General features: G+C 29.4%; 13 protein-coding genes and 3 tRNA genes. 9 read left to right on the plus strand and 7 right to left on the minus strand.

What is annotated here, in order from left to right; all coding sequences use genetic code 11:
* The first annotated feature begins 3 nt into the window (after positions 1-3).
* The 3 genes from XO10_RS06690 to XO10_RS06700 are packed head-to-tail and all read left to right on the plus strand — an operon-like array spanning position 4 to position 4,110.
* Positions 4-1,227, plus strand: coding sequence for a hypothetical protein (locus XO10_RS06690; RefSeq protein ID WP_014296821.1), 1,224 nt, complete (start codon positions 4-6; stop codon positions 1,225-1,227).
* Positions 1,228-1,284: 57 nt separating this feature from the next.
* Complete coding sequence (locus XO10_RS06695) at positions 1,285-2,955, plus strand: phosphoenolpyruvate carboxykinase (ATP) (RefSeq protein WP_175418394.1); 1,671 nt, start codon at positions 1,285-1,287, stop codon at positions 2,953-2,955.
* Entirely contained in the window at positions 2,956-4,110 is a 1,155-nt protein-coding gene (locus XO10_RS06700; RefSeq protein ID WP_175421313.1) for an MFS transporter, read from the plus strand. It begins immediately after the preceding gene.
* A gap of 52 nt (positions 4,111-4,162) precedes the next feature.
* Here XO10_RS06700 and XO10_RS06705 read toward each other — a convergent pair whose 3' ends face one another.
* Complete coding sequence (locus tag XO10_RS06705) at positions 4,163-5,443, minus strand: Glu/Leu/Phe/Val dehydrogenase (RefSeq protein ID WP_014296824.1); 1,281 nt, start codon at positions 5,441-5,443, stop codon at positions 4,163-4,165.
* A gap of 365 nt (positions 5,444-5,808) precedes the next feature.
* Here XO10_RS06705 and ackA point away from each other — a divergent pair, with 365 nt between their 5' ends.
* The 3 genes from ackA to XO10_RS06720 all read left to right on the plus strand — a co-directional run bounded on the left by ackA (position 5,809) and on the right by XO10_RS06720 (position 10,524).
* A complete protein-coding gene (gene ackA, locus XO10_RS06710; protein ID WP_014296825.1) occupies positions 5,809-7,029 on the plus strand; it encodes an acetate kinase in 1,221 nt (406 codons plus the stop codon).
* Between the two features lie 105 nt (positions 7,030-7,134).
* Entirely contained in the window at positions 7,135-7,818 is a 684-nt protein-coding gene (locus XO10_RS06715; protein ID WP_014296826.1) for an ABC transporter ATP-binding protein, read from the plus strand.
* A gap of 18 nt (positions 7,819-7,836) precedes the next feature.
* On the plus strand, positions 7,837-10,524 hold the full coding sequence (locus XO10_RS06720; protein WP_014296827.1) for an FtsX-like permease family protein: 2,688 nt from the start codon (positions 7,837-7,839) through the stop codon (positions 10,522-10,524).
* 55 nt (positions 10,525-10,579) lie between these two features.
* Here XO10_RS06720 and XO10_RS06725 read toward each other — a convergent pair whose 3' ends face one another.
* From XO10_RS06725 to XO10_RS06735, 3 genes are read right to left on the minus strand one after another with little or no spacing between them, the layout of a single operon-like run.
* On the minus strand, positions 10,580-11,377 hold the full coding sequence (locus tag XO10_RS06725; RefSeq protein ID WP_175421314.1) for an ABC transporter permease subunit: 798 nt from the start codon (positions 11,375-11,377) through the stop codon (positions 10,580-10,582).
* Between the two features lie 11 nt (positions 11,378-11,388).
* Entirely contained in the window at positions 11,389-12,195 is an 807-nt protein-coding gene (locus XO10_RS06730) for an ABC transporter permease subunit (RefSeq protein ID WP_075780631.1), read from the minus strand.
* Between the two features lie 4 nt (positions 12,196-12,199).
* A complete protein-coding gene (locus XO10_RS06735; protein ID WP_014296830.1) occupies positions 12,200-13,063 on the minus strand; it encodes an ABC transporter ATP-binding protein in 864 nt (287 codons plus the stop codon).
* 271 nt (positions 13,064-13,334) lie between these two features.
* Between XO10_RS06735 and XO10_RS06740 the strand changes: the two genes are divergently transcribed.
* The 3 genes from XO10_RS06740 (at position 13,335) to XO10_RS06750 (ending at position 13,603) form a co-directional block, all read left to right on the plus strand.
* Positions 13,335-13,410: transfer RNA gene (locus XO10_RS06740), tRNA-Lys, on the plus strand.
* A gap of 19 nt (positions 13,411-13,429) precedes the next feature.
* Positions 13,430-13,515 (plus strand) — tRNA-Leu (locus tag XO10_RS06745).
* 13 nt (positions 13,516-13,528) lie between these two features.
* Positions 13,529-13,603: transfer RNA gene (locus XO10_RS06750), tRNA-Gly, on the plus strand.
* Positions 13,604-14,082: 479 nt separating this feature from the next.
* Here the strand turns inward: XO10_RS06750 and XO10_RS06755 are convergent.
* From XO10_RS06755 to XO10_RS06765, 3 genes are all read right to left on the minus strand, one after another.
* Complete coding sequence (locus XO10_RS06755) at positions 14,083-14,559, minus strand: metallophosphoesterase (protein ID WP_014296831.1); 477 nt, start codon at positions 14,557-14,559, stop codon at positions 14,083-14,085.
* A gap of 22 nt (positions 14,560-14,581) precedes the next feature.
* Entirely contained in the window at positions 14,582-15,583 is a 1,002-nt protein-coding gene (locus tag XO10_RS06760; protein WP_014296832.1) for a rod shape-determining protein, read from the minus strand.
* A gap of 87 nt (positions 15,584-15,670) precedes the next feature.
* Entirely contained in the window at positions 15,671-17,116 is a 1,446-nt protein-coding gene (locus XO10_RS06765; protein ID WP_175421315.1) for a clostripain-related cysteine peptidase, read from the minus strand.
* Positions 17,117-17,123: the final 7 nt, after the last annotated feature.

Genomic DNA, 17,123 nt, shown 5'->3' on the forward strand with positions numbered 1-17,123 from the left:
AATATGGCTGTTTTATATGGAATCGACGGTTCATATTTTGAATTAAAACCGGGGATTATGAAAAAATTCTGGTTTTCAGATTCAATAGATGAAGATGTAGAAGAAAGGTATATATTTTCAATAAATGCAAAAACAGGGGATTATTATTGGAATCCCATGGAGTTTAGTGTGGAAATTCCTGATACCATTGATGTTGAAATTGAGTATATCCCCATGATTCTTACAATGTTCAGATTAAATAAATTCTTTAAAAATAAAATGAAAAATATGATATCTTTTGTATCAACAGATTCATTAACGCTTACTGAAAGTGTGATAAATCATGAACTATTAATATATATATTAAATGAGAGTATAGATTTTTCAGCAATATATTTAAATAAAGTTGGAAAGTATTATGAACATCACTTTATTTTTTCAAGATATGATTATCAAAGTATTTTTGATATTTCAGTAAAAGCAACGATGACAGAAATAAAGAGATTTTATAAAGCGTTAATATATGAATTTAATAAATTTAGAACAAATGTTTTGCCTGAAATAATAAATCAGGAGAATTTTCTTAAACAGATTTCTGAAAGAATTAAAGTTATTGGATATAATGAGTTAAAAAATATTGAAGATAATTCATTCCAGCTTTATAATATAAAAAATATTCAGGATTATATAGGGCTTAATGAGCCATATGAATCTCTAAGAGCTTTTTCTAATTTTATTGCTGAGATGAAAAAGGATAAGGTAAAGGTTGAAGATGAAGAAGATGATGATGTTGATATTGAAATATTTATAGACAATGAAGATGATGAGAATGAGAATTTATGGGAGATAATTGAAGAAATCGAAGAAGAAATAAAGAGTTTACTTGAAGCAGAAGAGACAAAAAGTCAATTGAGAAATGCTGATTATTCTAAATTAAATAGAGATGAAAAGATAGATGAAATTTATTCTGAAATAAAAAGAAGTTATTCTATATTTAATAATAAAATAGAAGTAAATAATCCAATAGAAAAAGAAGAAAAACTCTTAAAGAGTTTAATATTGATATATGGAATAGAGGCAATTGTTGAATTGAAGGATAGGCTTAAAGATGATTTTAAGCATATTTCGGTTGAAGAGATTCTGGATAATTATTTAAAAAATTCAGAAGAAGGCAAAATAATGGAGTATAAAAAATGGTATAAGGATGTATTAAAAAATCTTGGAAGAAATCTAAAACAAATAAAATAAACCCGTAAGGGTTTATTTTATTTGAATAATAAATTTTAAACAGGGGGTAATTAGAAAGTGGCAACTAAAAACTATTTTTCACCAGAAGAAATTAACCCACAAAATCCAGTATTTTCAAGGATCAGAACAACTATTGAAACAGCTTTTTTTAGAAACAACGTGGTAAAGGTAGATTCGCCAAAAGAAGCATATAAGCTTGCTAAAAATTCTCCCGGGACAATTATAACAGATTTAAATGTTTATAAACCTGAGTTATTGGCTCTTGATGAAGGCGCCAAGATTTTAATTTTTAATGATGGAGCTGTAACAGGTAGATATGCAGCTGGTAGAAGAATTGTTGGAGAGCCAGATGTTGATGTTGAAAAATATGCAGAAATAATTAGAGAGGCTGTATATAATACAAGATTTAGAAAAATGTATCATGCAATTTCATTTACAGGTTTACATGAAGATTTTATTATAAAAAATCATCTTTTAATTCCTGAGGGGCATGAAAATATATTATATAATTGGTTATTAAACTTCCAACCATTTACAGTAGAATTCATAAAAATATATGAAAATTCCGTTGTTTTAAATGAAGGAGATGTATATATCTTTTCAGATCCAGATTGGAAACATCCAGATTTTCCTCTTGGATTATCCTTCTTTGATCCTGAACATAATTGTGCAGCAATACTTGGTATGAGATACTTTGGTGAATTTAAGAAAGGAACTTTAACATTGGGTTGGGGCATTGCAAATAGAAATGGTTACGCTTCCTGTCATGGCGGATTGAAAAAATATACTTTAAAGGATAATGAAAGTTATGTTGCAGCATTTTTTGGACTCTCAGGTTCGGGAAAATCAACATTAACTCATGCAAAGCACAATGGAAAATATGATATAACAATATTACACGATGATGCTTTTGTAATTTCAATGGCTGATGGATCATCGATATCACTTGAACCTTCATATTTTGATAAAACAGCGGATTATCCTGTAAGTTCTGAAGATAATAAATATCTTTTAACTATACAGAACTGTGGTGCAACTATAGATAATCAGGGTAGAGTAATTCCTGTTATGGAAGATATTAGAAATGGCAATGGAAGAGCTTTAAAATCAAAATTATGGTCACCCAATAGAGTATATAAGATAGATGATCCTATAAATGCTATTTTCTGGTTAATGAAGGATCCTGTATTACCACCTATTTTGAAAGTAACAGATCCTGTTCTTGCATCAACGCTTGGAGCAACTCTTGCAACAAAGAGAACATCTGCGGAGAAATTAGCTGAAGGTGTAGATCCAGATGCATTGGTATTTGAACCATATGCAAATCCATTTAGAACATATCCATTATCCGACGATTATTATAGCTTTAAAAAATTATTTGAAAAGGGAGTAGATTGCTATATTCTCAATACAGGACATTTCCTTGATAAAAAGATAACCAAGGAAGTAACCCTATCCATTATTGAAAATATTGTTGATGGAAAGGCTGAATTCAAGGAATGGGCAAATGGAATAGAGATAATGGAAATTGAAGGGTATACCCCTGATATGACAGATAAGGAATATGTGGAAAACTTTATAGCTTCAATGCAGAGAAGAATAGATTTTATTAATTCAAGGGAAACAGAAAAAGGTGGAAGGGATAAATTACCTTCAGAATGTAAGGAATCAATTGAAGATATTATAAATCAATGCAGAAGAAATAAAAAGGATATATTGGAGGGATAAATGGAACCGTTAGCAATATTTATTACGTTTACTAATTTTTTTGTAAGTTTTTTTAAGTCCTATTTTAAACCATTAATTCCATTTTTTATGGAGTATTTTAATATAAATGAACCAAAAATATTTGTGATGATGGCGTCAATTTTGACGCTATCATCTTCTTTTAGCCAGATATTTTTTGGATATATTTCTGATAAATCTGAAAGAAAGTTGATATTATTGTATATATCGGTTATAGTAACCATGACACCTATCTTCTTTTTGGGATATGTCAAATCAATATGGCTATTATTTTTAATATTTTTCCTTGGGTATATGGGAAGTGCAGCACAGGAACCTTTAGGAGCAGGTATAAGTGGAACAATTGGTAAAGGGAAAAGTACTACGCTTGCAATATTTATGGTTGGTGGAACATTTGGCTATGCGCTTGGACCTGTGTTTATAACATATTTTGTTACTCATTATAATTTAAAAAATTCATTGTATATAGGATTAATAGGGATTATTTTATACACAATACTCTTTTATTTTGCTTATAATTATTTTAAATCTCATCATCATTTAAAGCCTAAAAATAAAAAAACACGATTTTTTGAGAGTTTTAAAGGTTTTAAATATATTTATCCAATATGGTTATTAACAGTGCATAGGGCATTTATCAGTATAATGTTCAGGTCATATGTACCTATAAAGTCAAGAATGCTCGGTTATGATTTAACTGTTGGAGGATTGCTTGTAACTCTTGGATTTCTTGCAGGAACATTTTCCAATTTATTAGGAGCAAAATTAGAAGAAAAAACCAATGTAAGATTTGTTAATTTATTATATTTTTCAGCGTTTTCAATACTGGTATTTTTATTTTCAACATCTACAAATATATGGGTTTTATCAATATCTTATATATTGGCAGATGCTTTTATGTTTTTAACAATGTCTGTTAATGTGCATTATGCGCAACAGTTGTTGCCAGAAAACAAGAGTTTTGCTTCTGGTGCATTAATGGGGTTTACAAGAGCTGTTGGAAATGTATTAATTACAGTATATACCTTCTTTTTTGGTAATAATGTCCCTTTTGTTTTAAATAGCTTATGGATATTTGGAATTCTGGGAATATTAATAACAATTATCTTAATTCGTCCCCAATCGGATAGTAAGTAATTAAAAAAGGCTCTTCAATTTGAAGAGCCTTTTTATTATATTTAATTTATGATCATGGATAAATTCCTCTTAATTTTGTAGCTGTAGCTACTCTTTCAATAGCAATTACATATGCAGCTGATCTCATATCTGTATTGTATTTTTCCATTGTTCTAATTGTTGACCAGAATGCATTTTTCATCTTTTTGTGTAATGCTTCTCTAACATCTTCTAATTCCCAGAAGTAGTGTTGTAATCCCTGTACCCATTCAAAGTATGATACTGTAACTCCTCCTGAGTTTGCAAGGAAGTCAGGAACAATTAATACGCCTTTTTCGTTTAATATTTCATCTGCTTCTGGTGTGATAGGTCCGTTAGCACCTTCAACGATTAATTTTGCTTTTACATCTTTTGCATTCTTTTCTGTGATTACATTTTCAATTGCAGCTGGGATTAAAATATCAACATCTAAAGTTAATAATTCGTCATTTGATATCTTTTTGAAGTTTACTTCTCCTTCGTAATCATCTAATCTTGCTTTTCTTGCTGAGATGTAATCCATAATATCTTTTATTTCTGCAGGTGTGAATCCATCTTCTTTGTAAACACCTGTTGAAGAGTCACTAAATGCAACAACTTTCATTCCTAATTCTTCAGCTGTTAATAATGCAGCGTATGAACCAACATTACCAAAACCGTGAATAGCAACTGTTAATTGATCATTTTTCTTGTTGATTTTTCCTTTTTCTCTCATGTATTCTACAGCTTCTTCAACACATACTCTAACACCTCTACCTGTTGCTTCAGTTCTACCCATTGAACCACCAATATCAAGTGGTTTTCCTGTAACAATACCAAGAACTGAATGGCCAACATTCATTGAGTATGTGTCCATGTACCAAGCCATTATTTGTGGATTTGTGTTTACGTCTGGAGCTGGAATATCTCTGTCTTCTCCAATTATAACCTGAATTTCTGAGAAGAATCTTCTTGATAATCTTTCTAATTCACCGTCTGATAATTCCTTAGGATTTACTGTAACTCCACCTTTACCTCCACCGTAAGGAATATCAACAACTGCAGCTTTCCATGTCATCCAGAATGCTAAAGCTCTAACTTCATCAAGAGTTACATCCTGGTGATATCTAATTCCACCTTTAGCAGGTCCTCTTGCGATGTTGTGCTGTACCCTGTGTCCTGTAAATACTCTTATTGAACCGTCGTCCATTTTAACCGGGAAGTTAACTGTTAATTCCCTTTTTGGTTTTGAAAGTACTGCCTGTAAATCTGGGTCTAAATCCATTACTTTACATGCTTTATCAAATTGTTTCAATGCATTATCAAATAAGCTCATGCCTGCACCCTCCTCGGAAGATAAAATAACTTACATCTTAATTTTAAATTTTTTTCTCAAATAAAACAACCTCCATAAGACTAACTTCCAGTCGTATATTACTATTTATTATTAATTACATATAAAAATCTCGTTTGATTATATAATATGAAAAAATTTTCACGAAATTTTTTTCTCAGTATTTATTCTTAGTATTTTAATATATATGTTAAAATTGAGAGTTTATTCATTGATAAATATATATTATTAGGGAGAACGTTATATTATGATACATTACATATCTTTATTTTTATAGTTTTTTTTGATATAATCTTTATGTATATTAAGAAATCATAATATACCATTCCACAAAGGAGGATTCCAGAATGAAAGTATTGGTTATAAACTCAGGTAGTTCATCTATTAAGTATCAGCTTCTTGACATGAACACAGAAGAAGTATTATCAAAAGGTTTAGTAGAAAGAATAGGTATAAACGGGTCAAGAATCGTTCATAGGATCAATGGAGAAAAGCACATTTTGGAAGAAGAAATTCCAGATCATGAAGTTGGATTAAAAAGAGTTTTAGAATTATTAACTTCTGAAAAATACGGTGTTTTAAAGGATTTAAAAGAAATAGATGCTGTTGGTCATAGGGTAGTTCACGGTGGAGAAAGATTTGCATCTTCAGTAAAAATAACAGATGAAGTTTTAAAGACTATAGAAGCTTTATCTTTCTTAGCTCCTTTACACAATCCAGCAAATATTATGGGTATAAAATCTGCAATGAAATTATTACCAGGAGTTCCACAGGTAGGAGTATTTGATACAGCATTCCATCAAAAAATGCCAGCAAAAGCTTATTTATACGCTATTCCTTATGAATATTATGAAAAATATAAAATTAGAAGATATGGTTTCCATGGAACAAGTCATAGATATGTATCCAAAAGAGCTGCAGAAATTCTTGGAAAGCCATATAATGAATTGAAGATTATAACTGTACACGTTGGAAATGGTGCTTCAGTTGCAGCTGTAAATAAGGGTGTTTCTGTAGATACATCAATGGGTTTCACTCCGTTAGAAGGTCTTGTTATGGGAACAAGAAGTGGAGATATCGATCCAGCTATTGTTGAATTTTTAGAAAAAGAAGAAGGTTTAAGTGCCAAAGAAGTTGTTAATATCTTAAATAAGAAGAGCGGTGTTTTAGGATTAACAAAAGGATTTAGCAGTGATATGAGAGATATTGAAGATAATGCAATTGAAGGAGATCCTGTATGTAGATTGGCTTTTGATGTTTATGAATATAGAATTGCAAAGTATATTGGTGCATATGCTGCAGCAATGAATGGAGTAGACGCAATTGTATTTACAGCTGGTGTAGGTGAAAATTCACCTATTATGAGAGAAGAAATTATCGAGAATTATCTTGGTTATCTTGGAATTACTATAGATAAGGAAGCTAATAATATAAGAGGAGAAGAAAAGATTATTTCAACTCCAGATTCAAAGGTTGTTGCTATGGTTGTTCCAACAAATGAAGAATTAATGATTGCAAGAGATACAAAAGAAATTATTGAAAAAGGATTAGATGAATTAAAATTATAACGAATTTTCTTTATTAACAAGAGGGAGAGATCCCTCTTGTTATTTTTTTGAAAAAGTTTTATAATTTAATTATAAATTATAAAAGATTCTTATGAGGTGATAGATATGCTAATAAAAACTGAAAATCTTACAAAGGTATATAAAAATGAAGGTATAGAAGTTCACGCGCTTAAAGGAGTTAATTTAGAAATTGCTGAGGGCGAAATGGTTTCTATTTTAGGTCCATCAGGTTCTGGAAAATCTACACTCTTAAATTGTTTATCTGGCATTGATTCGCCTACATCAGGTAAGGTGATTATAGATGGAGTTGATATAACAACTTTAAGCGATGATAGATTAACAGAATTTAGGGCAAAATATATGGGTTTTATTTTCCAGTTTTTTAATTTAATACCGGTATTAAATGCTGTTGAGAATGTAGAGCTTCCTTTATTAATTCAGGGATATAGTGAAAAAGACGCAAGAGAAGCTGCAGAAGAAATGCTTATAGAGGTTGGATTAAAGGATAGAATGAAGAATTTTCCAAATATGCTTAGTGGCGGTGAGGCCCAAAGGGTTGCAATTGCAAGAGCTCTTGTTACAAAACCCAAAATAGTCTGGGCAGATGAACCAACAGGAGCTCTTGATACTAAAACAGGAATGAATATAATGAATTTAATACAGGAATTAAATGAAAAAAACAATCAAACTTTTGTTATTGTTACGCATGATCCAAGAATTACAGAATATACACAGAAAACATTTGAAATGGATAGTGGAATTTTAAGATTAAAATCATCTAATGATTAAAACAGGTGGTGTTTATATATGAAGAAGCATATTCTAAAGATTTCATTTAGAAATATTTTTAGGGTAAAAAAAGAGGCCTTTTTAATGATTTTAGGTTCTATGATAGGTATGGCTTTTATTATTGGGTCTTTGGGAATTAATGATTCATTTAAAAATTATATTTATAAAAGTGTGGAATTATATTTTGGAGAAATAGATGAGGTGTTGGTATCAAAAGGTACAATGGAGTATTCTGAAATAAAGCCATTTCTTTTAGAGCTGGAAGAAAAAAATTTAATTGATGGTAATATTCCCATAGTTTTTAAATTGTATTCTGTTGCTAAAAAGGGGTCTATTCGTAGATTAAAGGTGTCAGATATATATCAGGCAAGTGTTATAGGTATGGATTATAACTTATTAAAAAATTTTGGAACAGATAAAATAAATGTTCCGGAGTCATTATTAGATTTAAAGGGTTATAATGCAGTGCTAACAAAAAAACTTGCTCAAAAGCTGAAGGTGAATGTTGGTGATGAAATAGAAATAATTACCGGATCAACAGCTGCTAATTTGCTGTTTCCTAAAATTTTTAAAGTTGTTGAGATTATAGATTCCAGAGGAGTTTTAAATTATAGAGGACTTGAAGCAAATAATGGAGCAGGTACTATTTTTATTCCTCTTAAAACTATACGTTCCTTTACCGGGATACCTGAAGGAAAGTATCACCAGATACTTATTTCAAATAAAGGAGATTATATTCAGGGGAATAAATTAACAAATCAAGTAGAAAAAATATATAATGAAATGAATATAAAGGCTGATTTTATTCCTGTAAAAGATAACCAGATAAGAGCGGTGGATCAAGGAGGAGTTTCATATATTTTCCTTGCTTTAAGTTTATTTGCTATTGTTTCAGGTGGTATATTAATAATTAATATGTATTCAATGCTTGTTGCAGAGAGAAAGAAAGAACTTGGAATGTTAAGAGCAATTGGATTTAAAAGAAAGGAAATACGTTTAATAATTTTTTATGAAAGTTTATTTTATACGCTTTTGTCAATTCCATTTGGTATTTTTACAGGAATAGTTATTTCGGAATTTACCTTTTCAAAGGTTACATCACTTTTTAAATCGCTTTCTAATTTTGAGAATATAATAGGTGAAGTTCCATTATTAGATGCTTATTATATTTCGATGTATTCTATATTCATTGGTGTTATTGTGGGTGTAATAATCCCATTAACAATAACATATTTGTATTCATATTCTGTTGGAAGATTGAATATAGTAAATGCGATTAAAGATATTCCAGAAAATAAAAAAGAAAAGGGTATATTTAAATATAGACGTATAATAGGAAATATATTTGCTTTACTTTTATTTATATTTGCTCTCTATTTAAAGATAGAAAATTTTCTTTCATTGGGTATAAAGATATTTTCAATTCTTGTAGCTTCAATATTGTTTATCACTTTTAATTTAAAGCTTATAGAAAAGTTCCTTTTAAACATTATAAAATTAAAGGGTAAGTTTGTTCCAATATTAAAGATATCATTTTCCTATCCAATGAGAAATTCAAAAAGAACAGGTGCAATTATTGCATTATATAGTATGGTTATATTTATAATAACAATTTTAACAATAATTCCTTATATTCATTCTGAAAATCTTAGAAACTCTCGTGATGCATTATTTGCAGGTTTTGATGGAGTTGTTGTTGAAATGCCAACAGCAATAGTTATAAATAAATTAACAAAAGAGGATTTACAGGAACTTCCTGGAGTTAAAAATGTAGGTGAATTTTACTTCATACGCGCATTAAATAATTCAAAACAGGAATATGCACTTGTATTTGGTTCAAAGGAATTTTTTCTAAATAATAAACTTAAAATAAAAGAAACAATAGATGAATTTAAGGGATTATCAAATGAAGAGGTCTGGAATTTAGTTTATAATAATCCAGATTATGCAATTTTACCTGAGAGATTAATTGATCCGAAAAGCGGTTATGATTTTGAATTGGGTAAAGAATTTACCGGCCATATAACAAGTGCAACATTTGGTTTTGGAAAGACATCAAGTGCAACAATAACATATAAGGTTATTGGAATTACCTCTAAAATAAGTGAATCATTGGCTATGGGACCAATATTGAGTATTAAAAATCCATATCTTGAAAAATTCAAAAAATCTGCTGTACATGGATTTTTCTTTTCTTTAGACAATCCATCATATAAAGATTCTGTGGAACAATATTTAAAAAAGAAAAATCAATTTTATATATTTGTTGATGATATAATGAATCTTGGATTAAAGGCAACTCAGGGTATGGTAGATATATTTAATTCATTTTTGTATTTTGGGTTAATGGTTGGAATTATTGGTGTTTCAATAACCATGATGAAAGCGGTAAATGAAAGAAAAAGGATTATAGGTATGCTAAAAGCTATAGGATTTACCAGAAATATGATATTTATGACCTTTTTTGTGGAAGCTACAGTAACTATAATGTTAGGGCTTTTAATTGGAATATTTTCAGGAACATTTGCAAGTTATCTTATATACTTAAAACTTTATGAAAATACAGGAATTGCATTTGCTGTGCCATATTCAAAATTACTTTATACAACGCTGATATTCTATTTAATTTCAATAATAGCAGTATATTCTCCTTCAAAGGCAGCATCGAAACTATCTCCAAATGAAGCCATGAGAGCTATTGAATAAATTAATTAAAAAGTGGAAGGATTCATCCTTCCACTTTTTATTATTATAATAACATTTAAATGGATATGTCTTTTTTTTCAAAAATATACTGCCCTGTGAATATTAAGCCAATACTAATTATTATTATAATTAGCGAATTGAATAAATAAATTTTTCCTGTTGCCACTGTAGAATTAGAAGAGATATATTTAAAAATGCTGAAATATCGTATCCAATTAATTGATTCCATTACATTTCCAAGCATATCGCCTATAAGCATAAATACAAATATTCCCATGGTAATTGAAATAGGCATAAAATTCCTCTGATATATTACAGAAAGCATTGCTGTAATAGAACCAAAGAAAACCTCTGTTACAAAGAGATATAATGCAAAAGAAGAAAGGATTTTAACATCATATGGATAATGAACATAAATTTTAAAGAGAATTAATATACTTATCCAGAAAATCATGGCAAAAATCAGATAAATCAAGAATAGCGCATAAACTTTTTTCTGATACAACTGTTTTCTATTTATAGGTTTTATTAATATATATTCAATAGTCTTTTTTTCAAATTCATGTGCAAATATTGAAGCGGCCGTCATTATTGAAAATATTGCGGTAAATATCTCTGCCATCATCATAATTTTTACATTAAAAAATCCCTGTGGTGTAAATAAAGAATCTATATTATCCGTAAATGCTTTTAACATAAATTTTGGCATCATATTTATAAATTCCTTTAAACTCTGAGAATCATTTAATACATAATCTATAAAAGGTGCTATCATCCACGCAAATGAAATTAATACAATAGCCCATATTATTAAACTTTTAAGGTTAGAGTGTATTTCCTTTTTTATAATCATATTCTCATCTCCTACGCTAAAGAAATATCTTCTTTATTGAACCATAAAGCGGAAACTATTAATAAAACAATACTTAAGAGAATAATAAATATCCCGTTTTGATAATAAACAGTATTATTTTTTACTGTAGCAACAAGCGGAATGTATTTAAATACACTGATATAACTTAAAAAAGATAAACCTTTTATATCTTCAAGCAATGTATAACCAAAATACATAAGGAATAAAATTCCCATTGCAATGGAATTTACCAGAGACCCTTTTTTTATTGTGAAAGAAAGAAATAATGTAAAAGAAATAAAGAATATTTCAACAACATATGTATAAAAACCAAAGCCATATAATATTTCAACGTTATAATTAGAAGCAACAAAAAATTTAAACATCCATACTATCGTTACTGTGAAGATTGCAGCTATAACAGTAATATTAAAAAACATAACCAATAATTTGCTAAAAAAAATCTTAATTCTTGAATATGGTTTTATTAATAAATATTCAATTGTACCGTTATCGAATTCACCGGCAAAACTTTTTGATACAAGCATAATTGAATAAACTGCAGCAAAAATAAAAACTATGGCCATACCTTCTGAACCAAAAAAACCTTCTGGTTTCAAAAACATTTCCATATCTGATATATTAAAAGCTTTTAAAAATGTTCTGGGTATGGAATTAAAAAATCTGCTTATAACATCTGATTTTTCAGTCATTTTATCAGTAAAGGGTATATATAATCCAGAAAATAAAATAAATATAATATTCCATATAATTAACCCTTTAAAAGTATCCTTAAATTCTTTTTTTATTAATCCCATAATATCACTCCCCGTAAAAATCAAGGAATATATCTTCAAGATCCGGATTCTTAATTTCCATATCTTTAAAATCATAATTTAAAAGCACTTTTAAAAAGTCCTTAAGCTCCACTGTTTTTACATAAAAATTAATTTTTTCACTGTTTTGCTTTTCATATTTAAATCTTTTCAAATTATCATCTAATTTTATATCCCAAACAGTTATTATTTTCTTCGAAATATCCTTTAATCCTTCTATTGTTCCCGATTTTATAACCGTTCCATCCTTTATCATTGTAAATCTGTCGCATAGTTTTTCCACTTCAGATAAAATATGAGATGAAAAGAGAATAACAGCACCATTTTCTTTATGTTTTTTTATTAAAGAATAAAATCTCTGCTGGATAAGCGGGTCCAATCCGCTGGTTGGTTCATCAAGAATTAAATATTTCGGTTTATGCACAAGAGCCTGTAAAATCGCTATCTTTTTCTTATTACCAAGTGAAAGGTTTTTAATTTTTTTGTTTACATCTATATTCAGTGTTTCTATTATTTCTTTTTCATAATTAATATCAATGTTTTTATAAAATGATCTATTAAATTCAAGAAATTCCTTTACCCTCATATCGCCATAAAAATTTACCTCACCAGGAATATAACCTAAGTTCTCTTTTATTTTATCAATCTCAAAGGGAACTTTCTTATCTTCAATAAAAGCTTCTCCGCTGTCCGGGGTTAAAAATCCTGTTAGAATTCTTATTGTTGTTGTTTTACCTGCACCGTTTGGCCCTATAAGTCCCAATATTTCCCCTTCTTTAATTTCAAAATCAACCTTTTCAATACCTCTATTTTTTCCATAATACTTTTTAAGTCCATGGACCTTAATCATCTTCATGCCCCCTTTTTAACCAATATAATTTTATTTTTGATGTTTATAATTTCACAATAATTACAGCAAAAATCAGACCAACCGGTCGGTATTTATATACTACACCTTTTAGATTACACAAATTTGACAGTATGAATAAAAATTTAAAAAAGTCAATATATATCAATTCACACGGTATTTTCACAATGTTTTTCATACCTTAAACAAAAAACACTTTTCTTAACTTGACAAATTGAAAAAAATAATATATAATAATACTCGGATTGAGCGTGACCCGCTAGCTCAGGCGGTAGAGCACTTGACTTTTAATCAAGGGGCCCTGGGTTCGAGTCCCAGGCGGGTCACCAGTTTTTTATACCTGCCAACGCGCGAGTGGCGGAATTGGCAGACGCGCTGGACTTAGAATCCAGTGGGATTTACCCGTGTGGGTTCAAGTCCCACCTCGCGCACCAAACATATACTCAAGCGGAAATAGCTCAGTGGTAGAGCACCTGCTTGCCAAGCAGGGGGTCGCGGGTTCGAATCCCGTTTTCCGCTCCATACAAAAAGCTCCCAGATGGGAGCTTTTTTGTTATTACCTTATTTATTTTCTAATATTTCTTCTTTTTTATTTCTTTTCGGGAATTTTCAAGTTTTCGCTCACATTATTCTAACTATTTTCTTCTATATAAATAAAAAGATGAATGAATGCTTAAAGAGTGTTCTGTTAGATGTAATGAGAAAAAAGAAAAATAATGTGAATGAAAACGAAGAATTTCCCGCAGCGGTGATGACAGGATAGTTGGAAAAAATAAAAGCGAGTGAAGGCTCGCAGAGTGTCCAAGGTAAAATTACAAACGATTGAAAAAATAAAAGTGAATGAATACTTTCAAAGATAAATTTCGAGGATCAGCAACCAAGTCGTTTGAGGGAGTTTTTATTTTTCTCAATCAACACCAATTCTATTTAATTAAAAGAAAATGATATTAAGGATATTAATTAAAGATATAAAAAATTGTGGCATAATCGCCACAATTTTTTTATATCTCCATTATATTTACTTCTCCGTCCTTTGGATCAACAAGCGCCACTGTTGCCCTTCCTGTAAGCCATCCTGAGGCTTCTCCTGGATTTACGATTACACTTTTTCCAGTTACTCGATGAACAATTTCATGCGTATGTCCAAAGAATATGAAGTCATATAACCCACTTTTTTCAGCTGCTTCAAGAGCAAAAGGTTCATGCATCATCATAATTTTTTTACCTTCAACTTCAATAATTCTTGGTCCAGGTAATATTCTGCCATTTGAACGTTCAGAAAGTAATAATTTTTCACCGTCATTATTTCCAAAAACGCCATAAAATTCTATATTTTCTTTTATTATATATGGCAGAATAAATGGTGCTACAAAATCTCCGCAATGAAATACAGCGGTTATATTTTCTCTTTCTATTATCTTTTCTATTTCTTTCATTTTATGCATGTTATCATGTGTATCAGAGACTACCAACCACATATCCTCACCCCTTATATTTTCATTAAATTACAGCAACCTTTGATAATAATTCCGGATTTTCAAGTAGTATACCTGCCCCTCTTGCAACACATAGTTGAGGTTCTTCAGCTACATTTGTGGTAACACCTGTTTTTTCTTCAAATAATTGAGCTAAACCTCTTAATTTGGCAACACCACCTGCTAAATATATTCCATTTTTTAATATATCTGCTGATAATTCTGGAGGAGTAATTTCTAAGACATTTTTTGTTTTTTGAATTATATCATTTAAAACATCTTCTATGGCTTCATATATATCATCGGAGTTTATAACTCTTGAAGATGGCATACCTGTAGCCAGATCCTGTCCTCTTACTTCTAATTCAAGTGTTTCAATATCTCTGTGTGCTTTACCTATTTCTTTTTTTAGATATTCTGCTGTGGATTCGCCAATTAAGAATTTGTATTTTCTTTTTACATATTTTATTATTTCCTGATCCATTATTTCTCCTGCGAATTTTATTGATTCCGAAACAACGCTACCGCTAAGACTGATTACTGCTATATCGGTTGTTCCGCCGCCAATATCAACTATTAAATGTCCATTTGGCTTGGTAATATCCAATCCAATTCCAATTGCAGCAATAATAGGTTCTAAAACAAGATAAGCTTTGTTTGCTCCAACTTTTTCTGCAGCATCTTTTACAGCTCTTCTTTCAACGTCTGTAGTACGTGCTGGAATACCTATAACGAGGTTTGGTTTAGAAGGGAAAAAACCTGTTTTAGCCTGTTTTATAAAATATCTTAATAACTGTTCAATTAATGATGGATATGCAATTACTCCATCCTGCATAGGTCTTATTATTTCAATACCATATGGTGTTTTACCAACCATTGCTTTTACTTCACTGCCAAAACCAGTAATGGTATTTGTTAATTTGTCAACAGCCACTACTGAAGGTTCATTTATTATAACTCCTTCATTTTTTTTGTATACTATAAATGTTGCTGTACCAAGGTCTATTCCTAAATCATGTTTTGCCATGTTTTTTTCCTCCTGCATTTTTATCTTTTCTTATATTATATTCTTTTTCCACATATGATATTATATCATATTTAAAGGGTTATATTGTTAATCTGCGTTTTCCAGAATAATAGCTTTCCATGTTGTTTCTATCCAGTTTTTATAGTTGGTGTAGAAATCCAGAGCTTTATAATCATCATAAAGGCTTTTATTAAATATATCTTCAAACATCATTCCTATTCCACTGTAATTATTCAATATATTTCCATTTATTTTTACAATAGAATTTATAATAGCATTATTTATATAATTTGATAAAGTTTCATTATCTATTTTAAGTTTAATAATATCAATCATGTCTGTTGGTTCTGAAACATATGCACTGTCGGAGTTTTTATATAAGAATTGTGTATCGGATATGTTGTTTGTATATTCCAATTTGTCCCATATATTTTTAAATTCATTTAGATTTACTGCGCTCAGTGATATGTATTTTAATGGATATATTGAGGAATAATAATATCTGTAGTTTTCTATTAAATTATATAATAGTGAATATTCCAGATTATTTAAATCTAAATCATGAAAAAAATTATAATAAAATCCAAATGCTGCAATAGAATATACAGACCCCACGAAATAATCGGTTAAATCTCTAAATTCATACATAATTTCCAGACTCATCATATTACATGCATCAAAAAGAAGCATATTTATTTTTTGATTATAGGTGTTTTTGTATTTTTTTAGTACATTTTGTATGTTTTTGATTTTAAGATATGAACCATTATCATCAACAATTAATTTTGGTTTTATTGCTTCATTTTTTAATGTTTTTGATTCATCTTTCCATCCATTTCCGTGATCCCATATGTCAAGTATTTTTATTATATTAGAATCTTTTATGGTAAAATCATTTATAAATTTATATAGAGTATCTTCTGATGCTGAAGATAATTCTTTTTCATATCCAAAATTTTCTGTTGAAAATTTCAGTTCTTTGTAACCATTAAAATTGGTTATGAAAAGGAAATAATCATCTATATTTTGTCTGTCTGCTAATATTATGGTTACAATTGGAGTTGTAGATTTTTTTATGGAATTTCTAATTTCATTAATATCATAATTGAAGAAATAATCGAGATTATTTGTTAGCGGATCTTTGTAATCATCTGAATTGCCTATATAGTCAAGATTGTTATCAGCTCCACCGTAAAGGAGAAAAACTATTTTTGGTTTTATCACATTTATATTATTGATATAATGTCTATTTGATTCACTTTCATAGAATTCCACTTTAATATTGCTATTGACTATATATGGAAGCTTTAAAGAAAGGATTGGATTTCCTTCATATTTGTATATTAATTTTCCATTTGAATCATAAATATAGATTTTTTCTATTTTTCTTGTAAATGTGAGACTTAAAGGATATCCAGCAATATACTCTTTTTCTGTTAGCGGAGAATCTTTCTGGAAAAAAACGCATGAGTTTAATGTAAGTAATAATAATATATATATAAGAATATTTGTTATCTGGGGTTTGTATTTCAAAATTAAC

Origin of the sequence: Marinitoga sp. 1135, from assembly GCF_013363245.1 — a bacterium.
In the GTDB taxonomy this organism is placed as follows: domain Bacteria; phylum Thermotogota; class Thermotogae; order Petrotogales; family Petrotogaceae; genus Marinitoga; species Marinitoga piezophila.